The following is a 15,777-nucleotide window of genomic DNA, read 5'->3' as shown; positions in this document are numbered from 1 at the left end:
TGAGATAGATGATTAAGGATAAATAACTTGATTAAGTCTTAATGCTTCATTCACGCTTTCTAACCCTAAACCGCCAATTAAAGCTGTACCGTTAATAGTTAACAAGGCGTTATTGGTAGCTGCTGGTGTTGCAGCAATGAGCGGCATTTGCTTAACCAGATCTTTCATACTTTTGATCTTACTTGCAGTACGAGTGCTCAAAAGAATGATATCTGGCTGCATGGTTACAATTGCTTCGGCAGAAATCGGTTTGTAATTGCTGACTGATTCAGCTGCAGGATTCACGGCACCCGCTAACGAGATAATGCTATCTGCCGTGGTATTACTGCCTGCAACATTGATTGGTCGACCATCATGGATCATCAAAAACAGCACTTTTTTAGTGGTTTTGATGTTAGTTGTTGCCTGCTTAATCTCGTTTAGCTGCTTATTCAGTTTTTCTTTTAATACCTCTGCACGCTGTTGATGGTGTGTCAATGAGGCGATTTGATCGATACGTTGGAGTAAATCTTGAACGGTTTCACCTGAGTTCACGACATCCACACTAACGCCTGATTGTTTAAGTAAATCTAATGTGCTTTGCGGCCCCATTTCATCTGAACCAATGACGTTTGTTGGTGATAGTGACATCAGGTTCTCTGCTGATAGTTGGCGGTGGTAGCCTACTTTAGGCACAGATTTATCTACGAGTGTTTTACTGGTGAGATCCACGGCGACTAGCTGATCTTGTGCGTTTAAAGCGTCAATGATTTGTGTAATCGACGCGCCTGCACTGATGATTTTGTTGGTGTTGGGATCTGCATTGGCGTATGAAAAGCTACTCAATCCTAATGTGATCGTCAGCAGAGATGTGGTTAAAAGTGTGCGTCGTTTCATGATGATGATTCTTCCATAAGTAGCTGAGTTGCTTTGATATTGTTTTCTTGTAAGAACGCGAGCAGTTTAAGCATTTGCTCAACAGAGGCGGTTTTATCTGCCCCGATCACAACAGGTTTATTTGGGTTGTTTTTTACTTCAGTTAATAACGCTTGTTTAAAGCTGTCCCAGTCATTGATTTTCTCGCCCTGAAGCGCCCAATGTGGCGCATTAGCAACGAGATTAATGGCGATAGGATCAGCCTGTGTGGTTTGTAATGTCTTAGTGGCAGTTTGTGGTAAATCGACATCCAACGACTTAATTTTTACCGTAGCGGTAAGCAGTAAAAACACCATCACAATGAATATAATATCGAGCAAAGGTGTCAGATCTGGGGTCATATCATCAGACTGAGTTATGCTGCTACTGGCTTTGATCATAATGCTTTACCACTAACCGCTGGGTTTTGTTCACAAGTATCACAAGCGGTCGTTTTGCCGTTTTCCACTTCGATATTCATCCCTTCAAGCCACAGGTTGCAGCGATTTAAACAGTGCTCTAACTTGGCTGTCACGTTATCAGCCCATAAGCCTAAAAGCTGTGCACCTGTAATAGCTGGTAGGGCAATCAATAAGCCTGCAGCTGTTGTTCGCATGGCTAGGCCTAAGCCGTCGGCTAAATCGCTAGGTGTTACTGAACCTGTCGATTGCGAAATACCACTGAACATTTCAATTAAACCTAAAACGGTACCAAGCAAACCTAATAGTGGGCTGATCACGCCAATTAAGCTAAGCAAACGTAAGCCTGAACGTAATTCAGTACGTTTTTGAATAAGCCAAATAGCAGCTGCATCTTCACGCAGAGGTTTGGTGAAGTGACGGTGAGCAATCAACATCGCAATGCCTTTATAAAGTAGAGGGCGTTGCTGTTTTAACTCTTCAGTCAGTGTATCTAGCGCACAATCATCGTGACGATTCTGTTTGGCAAGGATGGCGTTTACCTTAGTTTTGCCAACACCAGTGCAAAGCAAAACTTGAATTAAACGCTCCACAAGGATCATTACCGTGAGCACAGAGCAGATAATGAGAGGCCATGCCATTAGGCCAAGTTGTTGGGTCAGGTTGTCTAAAAAGCTCATGATTTAATCCAATTTGAAACGAACAGGAATTTGTACACGGTGAGCGATAGCTTTTCCGTTGATGATGTGCGGAGAAAAGTGCCACAGTTTGATTGCTTTCAGTGCCGCTTTATCAAGCACGCTAGCACCAGATGATTTAGCTAATTTCTGTTTTAGCTGTTTGCCGTCTTTACCAATTAACACTTCCACTAATACTGTGCCTTCAATACCTCGACGCTTAGCCAAACGAGGGTAGCTAACAGGGGAAGGTTTAGTCGCAAATGTCGGTTTTGAGACCAACTTCGGCTCGCTGGAACCCAGAGTTGCTTGCGGGTTCTGGTGCTTTTTATTTACCTCAACCACTGATTTGGTGGCAGGCTTATTACTGGGTTTATTTAACGTAAATTCTTTGCTTGCGGTACTAGGCTTTGCTGGTTGTGATTTCTTTACTGTTTTGTTCTGAAAGGGCTTTTTAACATCAGCTTTTTTAGTCACTGTTTTTTTAGGTGTCGGCTTTTTAGGAACAGCTTTCTTCTTAGGTTCAGCTTTTGGTTTTGTGACTGACTTGGTTTTTTGAACCAGCTTTTTCATTGCTGTTTTTGGTTCTGGCGTCATCGTTTTTGTAACAGGCTTTATCGGTTCAACAGGCGTTTCAACCATAGGCTGAATAACAGGTTCTGGCTTGGCGATTGGCAAAGAAACCAGATTCACACTTACGCTAGCAGGTTCAGAGACTGGCACTGTGATGATTTTTTTGTCAGGCATTGCAGAGACAAGAAGGCTATGGAACAAAATGGAAGCACTGCCTGCAATGGCGTAGCGTTTTAAATTCACAACAACAACCTTATTTGCTGATAGCCATGATTCGGTATTGATCGGAAGTGATAATTTGCATCGTGAGATAAGTCCGTTTATTCAATGAATTAGCTTAATTATTTTGGTACTGGTGTACTTAGTGCGGCACACTTTGAATTTATTATCCATGAAATGCGAATAATATCAATTATCATTTGCAATATTATTTGATGCTCAATATGATAATTAAAACCAAAAATTATGTGGGTGATTTTTGAACAAGATCATTCGCTTAGATTGCGAAAAGCAAAAAGATTGAAAGTAAACAGCTAATAGATTTGCTCTTGAGCCTGTGCATAGTATGCCAACCTATGAGGGCTCTACCTTGTGACTTGTATTAATAATAAGCACAGGGCAACCGAGGGGCGATTAGCCAATAGTTATGCGTAAAACCCATGAAAGTTCGACGTTAGGAAAGGGGATGTCAGTCCCAGAGGAACAATTGACCACGGATGTTATCGGTGAAAATACACCAGATCCTTTGCGCTTTGGTTTTGTAAAGAAAACATCAGCGCATGTTGGTGGTCATTCTCAACCGATAAAGCCAGATGAGCATCAATCCTTGATGGCAGCCTTGTTGCAAGGGAAGAGCGAATCACGTAGTGGATCTATGATAAATGGCACAGCAAAACGTTGTTTATATGTGCATATCCCGTTTTGTCGTGTGCGTTGTACATATTGTAATTTTTTCCAATACGCATCGAGCAAACAGCTGGTGGACGATTACTTTGCCGCTTTAATGATTGAGCTAGTGGAAAAGGCAAAACAACCTTGGACGCAAGCTGCGCCTTTTCAAGCGGTTTATATCGGTGGTGGAACACCGACAGATTTATCAGCTAAGCAAATTGAACAATTAGGCAAGATGATCCGCCAGCATTTTCCGCTAACCACGGATTGCGAGTTAACCCTTGAAGGTCGGATCAATCGTTTTGATGATGAAATGTTTGAATCAGCCTTGGAGGGCGGCTTTAACCGTTTTTCATTTGGTGTGCAGAGCTTTGATACTCAAGTACGACGTAAAGCAAAACGGTTAGATGATCGTGAAGTGGTGCTATCTCGGGTTCAACGATTAGCACAATATGATCAAGCACCCATCGTGATTGATTTGCTCTATGGCTTGCCATATCAAGATTTGACAGTGTGGCAACAAGATTTATCCGACTTTTTTGCAACGGGTGCTCATGGCGTTGATTTATACCAACTGGTTGAAATGAATGGCACACCAATGGCGGATTTGGTTGAGAAAGGGCGATTACCACAACCTGCTGGCACTGCGATAAAAGCATCGATGTTTGAAGCGGGTGTTGCTGCGATGGATGCTCATCATTTCAATCGCTTAAGTGTTAATCATTGGGCAAAAGATAATCGGGAGCGCAGCTTATACAACAGCCTAGCGAAAACAAACGCAGAGGTTTTGCCATTAGGCGCAGGGGCGGGAGGTAATATCGGCAGTTATGGCGTAATGCAGCATCGCACTCTTGATGGTTATTTAGCAGCGATCAAGCAAGGTTTAATGCCTGTGGCGATGATGATGAAGCAACCTGTTAATGTTGCAACGACCATGGCGATCAAATGTGCTTTTGATCGTGGGGTTGTGTCTAAAATTGAATTAGAGCAGCAAGCTGGTTGGAATGTGTTTGATTACTGTTTGCCATTATTTAAAGCATGGCAACAACATGGTTTTGTTACTTTAAATACAACAAAGCAAAATCAATATGTCACGCTGACATTAGCAGGACAGTTTTGGGCAGTCACTCTAGCGCAAGCCATGATTAAGGTGATTAACAAAGTTAATGATTCAACTATGCGAGCAGCATAGAACGCACTGACAAATGAGGAAAATGAAGGTGTTTGATAAATACACACGAGAAGAGTTAAAAACTCGCGTAGCAACACTACTGACGGAAAATCCGAAACTTCATGCGGTGTCTATTTCTGAAGACTTAGGTGTTACTGAAGGTGAAATCGTCTTGTCTTACCCTGATGACATGGTGCAATTATTACCGGGAAGCCTAGCTAAAACTATTTTAGAAGCATTGCCATCATGGGGTCCCGTCACCACTATCGTGCATTCAATGGGATCGATTTTTGAGGTTAAAGCCCGTTTTCCTAAAGGGAAAGAAGCCCGTGGTTATTATAATTTAATGGGTAAAGAAGGTGAGCTTCACGGACATCTTCGCCTAGAAAATGTGTCAGATATTGCATTAGTCAGTAAGCCATTTATGGGGCAAGAAAGTTACTTTATTGGCTTTTTTGCAGCGACGGGTGAGTGCGTATTTAAGGTTTACTTAGGTCGTGATAAGCAACGTAACTTGTTCCCTGAGCAAATTGAAAAATTCCAGCAATTAAAACAAATGAAATAAACCTAAGCGCAGATTTAGGTTACAAAAATCAGCAAATTCGAGGAAGAAATAATGAGTGAAGTAAAACAGGAACGCTTACAAAACCGATTAGGCCCAGAAATTAAAGAGTTCCGTGAAGCCTGCCAAACATTGCAGTTAGCGACTGTTGATGCCAATGGAAAACCGAATGTAAGTTATGCACCGTTTGCTTTACTTGATGATGGTTACTACGTGCTAATTAGCCAGATTGCAAAACACGCACGTAATTTATTAGAAAACCCACAAGTATCATTGATGATGATTGAAGACGAATCTGCATCAAAAGTGCTTTATGCCCGTAAGCGCTTAACCTTTGAAGCGGATGTGAGTGTGATTGAACGTAATTCTGAACGTTGGCAACAAGGTGTTGCAGCACTGCAAGCACGTTTTGGTGAGATTGTGGAAGGGCTAAGTGGGCTAGAGGATTTCAGCTTGTTCCGATTAGCACCAACGCAAGGTTTATTTGTAAAAGGCTTTGGTCAGGCATTCCAAGTGAGTGGTGATGATTTAGTGGATTTTGTGCATCTTCAAGAAGGACACCGTCGTATTAAAGATGGTAGTGAAATTGAATCAGCAGAAGAGAAGCTGTAATTAAGTTATTTAACAGTGATTGAATCTTATCCAGTGCTCGCATAGTCATAGGCGGGCACTTGTTCGTTTAGGGTGTTATAGCAGACTTTAGCGAAGTGTAAATGGGCTGTTTTGATCCTGATCATCGTAATTTGCAGCGAAACTTGAAGTCAGTGAAATACCTGTGATAATTAGGGTTAAATCATTACCTTATTGCTGATTTGGATCAACGTTATGACACAAGATAATAAGAAAGGCGTTTGGTTTGCTTATATCGCAAGCTTCTTAACACCATTTACACTACTGGCTTCAGGTATCGTGGCAATCATCTATGCTGGTTACCAATTAAATAAAGGTACTGATGAGCTTACATACAGTCACTATTACTCCATTATCCGTAGCTTCTTTTTGTTCTTTACATTTTTCGTGGTACTGGGTGTAACAGCGGCAACAACAACTGGTATGGTTGCTGGTGCTGATTATTGGGTTCAAGGCTCGATGTTACACGATGTGATGAATAGTGTGCTTAACGTGATCCCATTTGTTGGTGGTGTGATTGCAGCTATTGCAGTGCTTTACTGGTTGTTCAAAATCGTTAAAGGCATGCGTATGCTAAGCCAAAACAAACCAATGTGTTTGTAAGCTCAGCTATTCAAGAAACGCTAAGATAAAAAGAAAGAGTGGCTAGATAGCCACTCTTTTTTTTGCTTTGAGTTAATTGCAAGAGGATATAAATAGTGTGTTTAACTCATTAGCGGTCGGTTATGAATTGTCATTACGTCATTGTTGATGATGTATGGTGCACGATATGCTGTAGATCCCTCGGTGATCACCTCTGGAGTTGAGCAATCATTCCAGTCACACACATCACCACAATCCATCACACCTTCAGGACATTCAGGGGTAATAACTGGTGGTTCAGTACAATCATTCCAGTCACAATAATGACCACAGTCCATCACGCCTTCAGGACATTCAGGGGTAATAACTGGTGGTTCAGTACAATCATTCCAGTCACAATAATGACCACAGTCCATCACACCTTCAGGACATTCAGGTGGAAGTGGAGGCTCAGTACAATCATTCCAGTCACAAACATTCCCACAATCCATTACACCTTCAGGACATTCAGGTGGAAGTGGAGGCTCAGTACAATCGTTCCAATCACAATAATGACCACAGTCCATCACGCCTTCAGGGCACTCTGGTGGCGGGGTAATACAATCACCCGATAATTCACACGGTGGTAAACCACAGTCTAAGGCATCATCTGGGCACTCAGGCGGAAGAGGTGGTTGAGTACAATCGTTCCAATCACAAACATTCCCACAATCCATTACACCTTCAGGACACTCAGGTGGCAGTGGTGGTTCAATACAAGAGCCATCTGCTTCACAAGCAAGGGTATCCAATAAAGTTTGGCGATCAATCCAATTGACAGTTTCGCCCGAATTTGCATTAACAATACGGTCTATCTTATTCGCAATACTGGCAGTTTGAATGGCCTGATAGCGGGTATGCGTCAAACCAACTTGTACATCACCCAAGTTATGCGTTTTTAATACCCATGCACCACCTTTGAAATTTTTCTCGAATTCAACAGGTCTTGTATTGTGGCGAGCCGTTTTTTTGTTTTTGCCTTTGATGTTAAATGCTGTGCTATAGCCTAAGCCTTGAACAACTTCTGCTGCAAAACGACCATGCTCAGGTAAAAGAGGTTCACGTAAAAGTGTAATTTCTGAGGATGTTGCTACAGGTTGATCTAATTGAAGAAGAGCAAACTTTTTCTTCTTAAATTTATAGGCCTTTTTGACTAAGTGAATACCTAATGAGTCGTTACTATGTAAAGCAATGACATGTGTTTCAGAAAGATTGACATTTTTAATACATTTTAAGCCTGTTAATACCCAACTAGGACTGATTAACGTACCTTGGCAATTGGTGGTTGTTAATGTATTTGGGTTATAGCTTTCAACGTTAACGTTATATTTATAGTCAATTTCAGGTTCAATGATGGGTGGAGGGGATTCAGCATAGGATAATGCTGAAAAAGCGAATAACAACATTGACACTGACGATTTTACAAACGAAATCATAATGTTATCTCTCTGTTGAAATGTATATTACAGCAGGAATTATTGTTAAGTTATTTCACTTTAAAATCTTAGTAATAAGAATAATTATTAGCAATGAGAATATAAATATTTCGTTTTTAATTTTTTGTCTTAATAAAATCCTACTAAATACAAATACGAGATATAAAAAAAGGATAGCGATCGCTATCCTTTTTTGTTTAGTTAAAGCTAATAAGTAAAATTAACTTTTCTTAAATTGCTTAACTAAGCCATCTAATTCAGCAAGAAGTTTTGATGCTTTAGGATCTTGCTTCTTCATTGCTGTAATAACGTCTTGTTGTACTTGCTTATCTTGTTTGCTGATCGCAGGATCAGAAAGGATAGTACGTTGTTGTTTAGCAAGCTCAGTACGGATACTTGCAAACTCTTTAACAAGCTCAGTACGTTTTGCGTTAGATAGACCTTCTTTACGTGCTTCAAGTTGGATTTCTTGTGCGCGCTTGATTAGCTTCTCTGGGTGGTAACCCATTGATTTAACTTTGTTGTTAAATGCAGTTTCGTAAGCTTTAAGTTCTTTCACTAGTTCAGGGTGTGCCTGAAGTGTTTTAGTACGAATGCCGGCAAGTTCTTGCTGAATCGCACCAATACGTTGAGCAATGTGTTGTTGTTCAGCAGTGATTTGTGGTGCAGCAGCTGGCACTGTTGTTGTTTTTGCCATAGCTGGTGCTGCGGTAAATGCGCATGCAAGAGCTAGTGGAACAGCAGCCTTTAGTAGCTTCGTTTTTAAGCTTGTAGTTTTAGAATGCATATTACTTTCTCTTTCGGTGTTAATACGGCATCAGCGTAAGATACGTTGTGTAAAAACTGCCTTTGTCAGCTAATTGTCATGAAGTCTGAATATTAGCTGACAAATGCTCGTATCTTGATCTGAACAGCATTATACCTTAATACCGTCAGGTGACTTGGATATATAACTACTAATATCGTAAATCATAGTTCTACGCAAATAAATCATCATACAATTGCATTATTCCTTTATAGCATAGATAATCTCAGCTCAAATTTTTGGGCTATTGCACGTTTAATAGCCATTATCCATTTTGGTTTTGCAGGGCTTACAGCTTTTTGTGTATTACAAAAAACTGATGTAAGCCGATGTAGGTTGGAGTTCCTATGTGTCAAGATTGCGGTTGTTCACTGCCTCAAGGTGATCATCATCACCATCATCAATTACAAGCTAATCCACAATTAAACGATAAAAAAACCTTATCGGTGATTCATAAAATTCTTGATAAGAATGACGTGGAAGCGGCACATAACCGTGCACATTTTAATGCCAAGAGCGTAACGGCGTTTAACTTGATGAGTAGTCCAGGTAGTGGCAAAACCACATTGTTAGAACATCTACATCAGTACACACCACTTAAATATGCGGTTGTAGAAGGGGATCTAGAAACTTCTCGTGATGCTGACCGACTAAAAGCACATGGCATTAACGCTTACCAAATTCAAACTGGTTCAGCTTGTCATCTTGATGCATTCATGGTGCATTCTGCACTGCATCACATCGACTTAGATGAGTTAGATATCTGTTTCGTTGAGAACGTGGGTAACCTTGTTTGTCCTGCTAGCTACGATGTAGGCACGCATAAAAACATCGTCTTGGTATCGGTACCGGAAGGTGATGACAAAATTGAAAAATACCCAGTGATGTTCCGTCGTGCAGATTTAGTTCTTATTACTAAGTGCGACTTACTGCCTTACTTTGATTTCAGTGTTGAAGAAGCAAAATTACAGCTACAAAAACTTAACCCTGAGGTTGAAGTTATCACGCTATCAACCAAGCAACCTGAAAGCTTCCAGCCTTTAGTTGAGTGGATCAATAACAACCAAGTAGCAGGAAAGTAATTACCATGTGTTTATCTATTCCTTCTCAGGTTGTTGAAGTTCATAAGCAAGATAATAGCGTAACTGTTGATACTATGGGCGTTAAGCGTACAGTGAGCTGTCATCTATTAATGGAGCCGCTAAACATTGGAGATTACGTTCTCATTCACATTGGTTTTGTGATGAGCAAAATTGATGAGAAAGATGCCCAAGAAAGCCTTGAAATGTATCGCCAGCTATTAGCAGAAACTGGACCTTTAGCATTATGAGTTTTGATTTAAAACAGTTATATCAAGGCTTTCGTGATGCTGATACGGTGCTTAACCTTGCTGAGCAAATCAAAGCATTAGCGCCACAATTGCCAGAGCCTTTAAAGGTGATGGAAGTGTGTGGTGGTCATACTCACACCATTATGAAGTATGGTTTAAAGCAATTATTGCCAGACAATATCGACTTTATCCACGGTCCTGGTTGTCCAGTTTGTGTGATGCCTAAAGAGCGTATTGATCATGCCGCAGCCTTGGCATGTCAACCAAATGTAATTTTGGTAACGCTTGGGGATATGATCCGTGTTCCCGGTTCAAAAGGCAGTTTGGCGCAATATCGTGCTAAAGGCTGTGATATTCGACCTATCTACGATCCGCTGGATTGTTTAACCATTGCAACTGAAAACCCGGACAAAGACGTCGTGTTCTTCGCAATTGGTTTTGAAACTTCCACGCCAATGACTGCCATCTTGGTTGAACTAGCTGAGCAGCGTCAAATCAATAACCTGTATTTCCACATTAATCACGTATTAGTGCCGCCTGCTGTTGATGCAGTTATGGCTGATCCTGCAGTTAAAGTGAATGCGTTTATTGGTCCGTCACATGTGAGTGTGATTGAAGGGGCGAAAATTTACCGCCCGTTAGTTGAGAAATACAACACACCTGTTGTGGTTGCAGGTTTTGAGCCTGTTGATGTGATGGAGTCAATCCTTCGTCTAACGAAACAGAAAATTGCCGGTGAGCCAGACCTTGATGTGCAATACACCCGTGCTGTGACTGAAGAAGGCAATACTGTTGCTCAACAAGCAGTGAAACGCTGTTTTGATGTGCGTGATAGTTTCCGTTGGCGCGGTTTAGGACCCATTCCAAACTCTGCACTTAAACTCAATGACACGTTCAAGCATCGTGATGCAGAAGTGCGTTTTGCTGATTGCTTACCCATGACACCCATTGATGATCATAAGGCCTGTCAATGTGGCGATATTCTTCGCGGCTTAGCTAAACCACAAGATTGTAAAGTTTTTGGTCGTGGTTGTACGCCACAAACACCACTCGGTAGCTGCATGGTTAGCTCTGAAGGTGCTTGCAATGCCTATTTCCGTTACCGAGGTGTGTAAATGAGTGAGATTGATTTAACAACCCTGTCTTCAACCAAGTCTATTCAGTTAAGTCATGGTGGTGGCGGTCAGGAAATGAATAAGTTGATCAAAGGCTTATTTTTCAAAGCCTTTGATAACGATATTCTACGCAGTGAAGAAGATGCAGCGGTATTAACCTTTGAAGGTAAAACGGCATTTACCACAGACTCTTTTACTGTTTCACCGCTATTTTTTGCTGGTGGCAATATCGGTAAATTAGCCATTGCGGGTACAGTAAATGACTTAGCCATGATGGGGGCAAAACCTCAGTATTTAAGCTGTAGTGTGATCATCGAAGAAGGCTTTGATGTTGCTAACTTAAAAACAATTGTTGATAGCATGGCAAAAGAGTTAAGCATTTCAGGTGCTAAAATCGTCTGCGGTGATACTAAAGTGGTGCCAAAAGGCTGCGCTGATGGACTATTTATCAATACCACAGGTGTTGGCTCAATTGTTAAGCAGGGCATTTCAGTTCGTAACCTAAAGCAAGATGATGTGATCATTGTATCGCGTGATATTGGTCGTCATGGTGCTGCGATTTTAATGGCACGTGAAGGCTTAACACTTGAATCTGAATTGGTGAGTGACTGCAATACACTATGGCCTGCGGTTGAGGCGTTAATTGACGCTGATCTTGATATTCATGCGATGCGTGACGCAACACGTGGTGGCTTATCTGCAGTACTTAACGAATGGGCGCAAGCATCTAACGTAGGTATTACTGTTAGCGAAGAAGATGTGCCGGTAAGTGAAGAAGTGCGTGGTTTATGTGAGCTTTACGGCTTTGAACCTTTTGATCTGGCAAATGAAGGCACATTCATTATTGCGTTACCGCAAGAACAAGCAGAAAAAGCATTAGAAGTATTAAGTGCATTTGCTGCCTGTGGTGATGCTGCGGTAATTGGTCAAGTGAGTGATGAGCATCAAGGCCGCGTAATTTTAACCAGCCCGTGGGGCAGTCGTCGTTATCTAGATTTGCCACAAGGTGAGTTATTACCGAGGATTTGCTAATGCATGAGTATTCCATTGTTGGTGCTTTGATTGAGCAATGTGAACAACATGCTGTTGCCAACGACGCGACTAAAGTCACTCGTGTTGCAATTAAAGTCGGTATCTTAAGCGGGGTAGAACCTGCGTTGTTAGAAACGGCATTTCAAACCTTTAAGTTAGAAAGTATTTGCCGTGAAGCTGAGTTTGAAATGCAAATTCAGCCTCTGGTGCTCTCTTGTTTAGCTTGTGGTAAGCAAACGACACATAACGAACGCAGTGTGGTTTGTAGCCATTGCCAAAGTAATCATACTCAAGTGATTGATGGTGAAGATTTGTTATTAATGCAGTTAGAATTTGAAAGTGAGTAATTAAAGTAGAATGAGTTATATTGTAACTATTTAAATAATATAATGAATCTCGATATTAAAGCCGGCTTGTCCGGTTTTTTTATATCCTTTTTCAGTAACAGAAAAATACATAATAAGATATATAAAGAATACTTTTTATTACCTTAATTACTATTTATGTGACCTTGTCAGGGAAAATGATAAAAGTTAATATGTTTTTTTTCATTTAAACTCTTTCATAAAATAAATAAAATTATGTTGTAATACATTTGTTAGTTTTATTGTTTGTTGCATTGTCATTTTTAATTTAAATTTGTAATCTATTCTTATACACTTTTTAAAATTTATCTTTATTTTTTATAAATTCGATTATTTGCAAGATTATATAATATAAAGCTTTTGTGTCTTATATTTTGTAAAATGTATTTAATTCCATTTGTTTTATTTTCATTATATATAACTGTATTATTTGTTTGGTATTTTAATTTGGATATGCATATCGATTTTTTGTAAAAATACAACTATTAATGTTTTGTGTTAAAGGTGTATTTGTTAATTTTGTTTTTTTTATTTGTTATCATTATAATTCATTAATTCTCTTCATGCTTTTTTTATTCATAATTTAAATTAAAATAATTTATTTCTTTAATTTTTCTTTTTATTTTATATCGTAAATAGATGTGCTGCCTGTGTTTTAAATATAGCTTGATTTTATCTTGATATTTAAATCTATATACTTAAATAAAACATAAGGTTAAATATTTACCTGTGTTTTATTTTATATTAATAATAAAAAGAGCGTATTTATGAAAAAAAACATTTTAACGGCGTTAATTCTCAGTGCGTTATCAGTCAGCAATGCTTATGCTGTGGATGATTTGACTTCTAATGTACAGAGTGAAAAATCAACAAGTGCTGCAAGTTCATTGTTCTTTCCTCAAATGGCAAATAGAGTCATTGAACAGGAGAAGGCAACAGTAATTCATGTTTTTGCTCTAAACAGAAATAGTAAATTAAGAAGTTTAAAGCGAATAAAAATGTCGATTGTTAAAGGGCCATCGTGGGTTCACATGGAAGATCAACAATTAAAGATTGATCTAGTTGATGAAAAAATTCTAGGTGATTTCCCCGTCACAATTACTGCAAGCAATGGTGTAGATAAAGTTACAAGAACAATGATTCTTCATGTTGTAAAGAATACTATTTATCTTCCTCAAAGCGCAGATATGACTGTTCGTGCTGGCGAGCATAGATCTGAGCTTATTTTAGCGAAAAGCGGTACGCCAAATCATAAACTCGTCCTTTCAGGGGTAAATAATCCTAGTTGGGTAGATTTTCATGTAGTAGGGAAAGCTTTAGATGGTGATGGATTTAGACGCTTACCTGTACTTGAGATTACACCGCCACAAAATGTATCAGGTACATATACAATAACGATTCGTGCAACAGATACTTCGACTGGTTTTTCAAAAGACATGCAATTTAAGTTAACAGTCAAAAAAACTACGTATAGTTTTATTAGCACGGGTGACTTCAATATTACATCAGATGAAATCAAAACATTTGATATGAAAGGTAGTGGTCAAGCTGGTCCCTTAACATATGCGATTGAAACTGCTCCTGAATGGGTATCGGTTGATGACAAGGGTGTTATAAGTATGGATCCTAAAGGTGTTAAACCTGGAACCTATACTTTTAAAATTCGTATTGAAGATAAAGAAAATCGTTTAACAGATTATGGTACGTATAAAGTAACAGTTGATGATTTTGTTAATAATCCAACGACTTATGAAAATCGTCATCTTGTTAATTTAGATACGATGATGACGTTGCCAAAGGTTGCAGAAAGTAGTGCATCTGTAGTTGATAGTACAGATATTGAAGTTCCGCACTTTATCTCTCTTGCTTCTGTTCGTTTTGAAAAAAATGATGGTGCTTGGTATTTAGTTAACCCAACATCTAGACCGCTACATAGTATTAGTGTCAAATTTAATGATAGTAACAAACCAACACTATTAACGTTTGATCAGGAAGTATTACCTTACACAAAAGTTAAGTTTGAGTTGTCTGACCGTTCTGTTTCAGATATAAAATTCGATCAACAGATGGGTATGTACAATCCTCATGCATATTATGAGACAAAAGATTCTATAGATGTAAAAGCTCCCAAAGAGGATGAAAAAGCACAACTAGCTAATCAACTTGTATTAATTCAAGATACAATGAATAAAGTTAAACTTGTAAATAAAATAGAAGATAGCGTTAACGATTTCAACGAATGCGATAAGTATAGTGAGTGTTATAGTTATTCTCACAGTGGTAATAATGGATTGAATTATGGCTTGTTAAGCTATTTAACAGTGGGAATGGAAGGTCATAAACTAGCATTAAAAACATTTGTAGGAAGTTCAGGTGTATATGCTGTAGGAGCAGGTTTTAGACCTGATATTAATTCTACTTATGATGATGAGGTTGGATTTTTAGCGCTACGTAATTCTGGTCGACACCCTGCACTTACTTTCCATGAAGGGGGACATGCTTATGGTTATGATCATGATAGCCAGGTGACGCAGTCATATGCATCAATGTTTGATACATATAATGAAACTGAAGCTGATCGAAATGGTAATCAGCCTTTGTATAATGGTTCATTAGAATTACATACACCGGATATTTTAGTTGCTTCTCAATATGACGTATCAGAAAATAAACTGACTTTAAATTTATATTCCAAGTATGATTTAAATGATCCAGAAAATGTACATTTCCGATTGATGAGTGGTAAAAAATACGATGTTACTACTCAGTTTGATGAGAATGAAGATAAGAATACAATTAGTTTCAAGTTTAATAAGACAGTGACAAGCCCTATTTACATTCAAATTTGGGATGATAATGCGGTTTATGTTACAACAGTCAAAGTAAAACCAACGGATTTGTCACCGAGTAAAGTCTATGAGATTGGTGATAAAACGTATACTATTCTTAATAAGAACTTATTAGATAATAAAGCACACTATCGAAAAGTTAAAGATTATTGTAAATCATATTATTTAAAAGATAATCGTTTAGCTAATAAACAAGATTATCAAGATGTATATAATTATCTAAAAAAATCAGATAAATTGTCTGGTTTTATATCAGATACATTTATTTCAAGTAATAAATTACTAACAGAATCAACAGTAACTTTTGGTGAAGATGGGCTACAATTTGATACTGTGCTTAAAATTCATCGTTTAGGTCAGCGTGGCGTTATGTGTGTTGCTGATATAACTAAATAATTTCACTTTGA

General features: G+C 38.9%; 16 protein-coding genes. 10 read left to right on the top strand and 6 right to left on the bottom strand.

Annotation, left to right across the window (positions count from 1 at the left end; translation table 11 throughout):
- Nucleotides 1-12: 12 nt before the first annotated feature.
- Genes Q7657_RS17370 through Q7657_RS17355 form a run of 4 tightly spaced genes read right to left on the bottom strand, consistent with a single transcriptional unit; the run spans nt 13 to nt 2,806 of the window.
- On the bottom strand, nt 13-876 hold the full coding sequence (locus tag Q7657_RS17370; protein WP_107166544.1) for a heme/hemin ABC transporter substrate-binding protein: 864 nt from the start codon (nt 874-876) through the stop codon (nt 13-15).
- Nucleotides 873-1,295: an ExbD/TolR family protein gene (locus Q7657_RS17365; RefSeq protein ID WP_053989576.1), complete on the bottom strand. Its 423-nt coding sequence runs from the start codon at nt 1,293-1,295 to the stop codon at nt 873-875. The genes Q7657_RS17370 and Q7657_RS17365 overlap by 4 nt, the downstream gene beginning before the upstream one ends.
- Nucleotides 1,292-1,993, bottom strand: a complete 702-nt coding sequence (locus Q7657_RS17360; protein ID WP_107166543.1) for a MotA/TolQ/ExbB proton channel family protein — start codon at nt 1,991-1,993, stop codon at nt 1,292-1,294. Before Q7657_RS17360 ends, Q7657_RS17365 begins: the two co-directional genes overlap by 4 nt.
- Nucleotides 1,994-1,996: 3 nt before the next feature.
- Nucleotides 1,997-2,806, bottom strand: coding sequence for an energy transducer TonB (locus Q7657_RS17355; RefSeq protein WP_107166542.1), 810 nt, complete (start codon nt 2,804-2,806; stop codon nt 1,997-1,999).
- Between the two features lie 442 nt (nt 2,807-3,248).
- Between Q7657_RS17355 and hutW the strand changes: the two genes are divergently transcribed.
- From hutW to Q7657_RS17335, 4 genes are all read left to right on the top strand, one after another.
- Nucleotides 3,249-4,646: a heme anaerobic degradation radical SAM methyltransferase ChuW/HutW gene (hutW, locus tag Q7657_RS17350; protein WP_107166541.1), complete on the top strand. Its 1,398-nt coding sequence runs from the start codon at nt 3,249-3,251 to the stop codon at nt 4,644-4,646.
- 28 nt (nt 4,647-4,674) lie between these two features.
- Nucleotides 4,675-5,190, top strand: a complete 516-nt coding sequence (hutX, locus tag Q7657_RS17345) for a heme utilization cystosolic carrier protein HutX (RefSeq protein ID WP_107166540.1) — start codon at nt 4,675-4,677, stop codon at nt 5,188-5,190.
- Nucleotides 5,191-5,241: 51 nt separating this feature from the next.
- Complete coding sequence (gene hutZ, locus Q7657_RS17340; protein WP_107166539.1) at nt 5,242-5,799, top strand: heme utilization protein HutZ; 558 nt, start codon at nt 5,242-5,244, stop codon at nt 5,797-5,799.
- A 213-nt stretch (nt 5,800-6,012) separates the two neighbouring features.
- A complete protein-coding gene (locus tag Q7657_RS17335) occupies nt 6,013-6,420 on the top strand; it encodes a hypothetical protein (RefSeq protein ID WP_023931937.1) in 408 nt (135 codons plus the stop codon).
- Nucleotides 6,421-6,521: 101 nt separating this feature from the next.
- On the opposite strand, the gene Q7657_RS17330 is transcribed toward Q7657_RS17335, so the two are convergent.
- Both Q7657_RS17330 and Q7657_RS17325 read right to left on the bottom strand, forming a co-directional pair.
- The gene (locus tag Q7657_RS17330) at nt 6,522-7,874 is read right to left on the bottom strand and encodes a trypsin-like serine protease (RefSeq protein ID WP_107166538.1); all 1,353 of its coding nucleotides are present in this window, start codon (nt 7,872-7,874) and stop codon (nt 6,522-6,524) included.
- A gap of 220 nt (nt 7,875-8,094) precedes the next feature.
- On the bottom strand, nt 8,095-8,661 hold the full coding sequence (locus Q7657_RS17325) for a hypothetical protein (RefSeq protein WP_107166536.1): 567 nt from the start codon (nt 8,659-8,661) through the stop codon (nt 8,095-8,097).
- 365 nt (nt 8,662-9,026) lie between these two features.
- On the opposite strand from Q7657_RS17325, the gene hypB reads away from it, so the two are divergent.
- The 6 genes from hypB (at nt 9,027) to Q7657_RS17295 (ending at nt 15,766) form a co-directional block, all read left to right on the top strand.
- Nucleotides 9,027-9,761 carry a hydrogenase nickel incorporation protein HypB gene (gene hypB, locus Q7657_RS17320; RefSeq protein ID WP_107166535.1) on the top strand — a complete coding sequence of 245 codons (735 nt, stop codon included), beginning with the start codon at nt 9,027-9,029 and terminating at the stop codon, nt 9,759-9,761.
- A gap of 5 nt (nt 9,762-9,766) precedes the next feature.
- Nucleotides 9,767-10,009 carry a HypC/HybG/HupF family hydrogenase formation chaperone gene (locus Q7657_RS17315; protein ID WP_107166534.1) on the top strand — a complete coding sequence of 81 codons (243 nt, stop codon included), beginning with the start codon at nt 9,767-9,769 and terminating at the stop codon, nt 10,007-10,009.
- Nucleotides 10,006-11,124 carry a hydrogenase formation protein HypD gene (gene hypD, locus Q7657_RS17310; RefSeq protein ID WP_107166533.1) on the top strand — a complete coding sequence of 373 codons (1,119 nt, stop codon included), beginning with the start codon at nt 10,006-10,008 and terminating at the stop codon, nt 11,122-11,124. The genes Q7657_RS17315 and hypD overlap by 4 nt, the downstream gene beginning before the upstream one ends.
- A complete protein-coding gene (gene hypE, locus Q7657_RS17305; RefSeq protein WP_053989585.1) occupies nt 11,125-12,156 on the top strand; it encodes a hydrogenase expression/formation protein HypE in 1,032 nt (343 codons plus the stop codon). It begins immediately after the preceding gene.
- Nucleotides 12,156-12,503: a hydrogenase maturation nickel metallochaperone HypA/HybF gene (locus Q7657_RS17300; protein WP_107166532.1), complete on the top strand. Its 348-nt coding sequence runs from the start codon at nt 12,156-12,158 to the stop codon at nt 12,501-12,503. Before hypE ends, Q7657_RS17300 begins: the two co-directional genes overlap by 1 nt.
- 785 nt (nt 12,504-13,288) lie before the next feature.
- On the top strand, nt 13,289-15,766 hold the full coding sequence (locus Q7657_RS17295; RefSeq protein WP_107166531.1) for a COG1470 family protein: 2,478 nt from the start codon (nt 13,289-13,291) through the stop codon (nt 15,764-15,766).
- Nucleotides 15,767-15,777 lie beyond the last annotated feature (11 nt).

The organism is Candidatus Photobacterium acropomis, from assembly GCF_030685555.1.
Taxonomy (GTDB): domain Bacteria; phylum Pseudomonadota; class Gammaproteobacteria; order Enterobacterales; family Vibrionaceae; genus Photobacterium; species Photobacterium lucens.
This window is presented reverse-complemented; position numbering and strand designations above follow the sequence as displayed.

Bases quoted from the DNA above. Each gene is read 5' to 3' on its own strand.
- Q7657_RS17370 (WP_107166544.1), bottom strand. From the start codon at position 876: ATGAAACGACGCACACTTTTAACCACATCTCTGCTGACGATCACATTA.
- Q7657_RS17365 (WP_053989576.1), bottom strand. From the start codon at position 1,295: ATGATCAAAGCCAGTAGCAGCATAACTCAGTCTGATGATATGACCCCA.
- Q7657_RS17360 (WP_107166543.1), bottom strand. From the start codon at position 1,993: ATGAGCTTTTTAGACAACCTGACCCAACAACTTGGCCTAATGGCATGG.
- hutW (WP_107166541.1), top strand. From the start codon at position 3,249: ATGTCAGTCCCAGAGGAACAATTGACCACGGATGTTATCGGTGAAAAT.
- hutZ (WP_107166539.1), top strand. From the start codon at position 5,242: ATGAGTGAAGTAAAACAGGAACGCTTACAAAACCGATTAGGCCCAGAA.
- Q7657_RS17335 (WP_023931937.1), top strand. From the start codon at position 6,013: ATGACACAAGATAATAAGAAAGGCGTTTGGTTTGCTTATATCGCAAGC.
- Q7657_RS17330 (WP_107166538.1), bottom strand. From the start codon at position 7,874: ATGATTTCGTTTGTAAAATCGTCAGTGTCAATGTTGTTATTCGCTTTT.
- Q7657_RS17325 (WP_107166536.1), bottom strand. From the start codon at position 8,661: ATGCATTCTAAAACTACAAGCTTAAAAACGAAGCTACTAAAGGCTGCT.
- hypB (WP_107166535.1), top strand. From the start codon at position 9,027: ATGTGTCAAGATTGCGGTTGTTCACTGCCTCAAGGTGATCATCATCAC.
- Q7657_RS17315 (WP_107166534.1), top strand. From the start codon at position 9,767: ATGTGTTTATCTATTCCTTCTCAGGTTGTTGAAGTTCATAAGCAAGAT.
- hypD (WP_107166533.1), top strand. From the start codon at position 10,006: ATGAGTTTTGATTTAAAACAGTTATATCAAGGCTTTCGTGATGCTGAT.
- hypE (WP_053989585.1), top strand. From the start codon at position 11,125: ATGAGTGAGATTGATTTAACAACCCTGTCTTCAACCAAGTCTATTCAG.
- Q7657_RS17300 (WP_107166532.1), top strand. From the start codon at position 12,156: ATGCATGAGTATTCCATTGTTGGTGCTTTGATTGAGCAATGTGAACAA.
- Q7657_RS17295 (WP_107166531.1), top strand. From the start codon at position 13,289: ATGAAAAAAAACATTTTAACGGCGTTAATTCTCAGTGCGTTATCAGTC.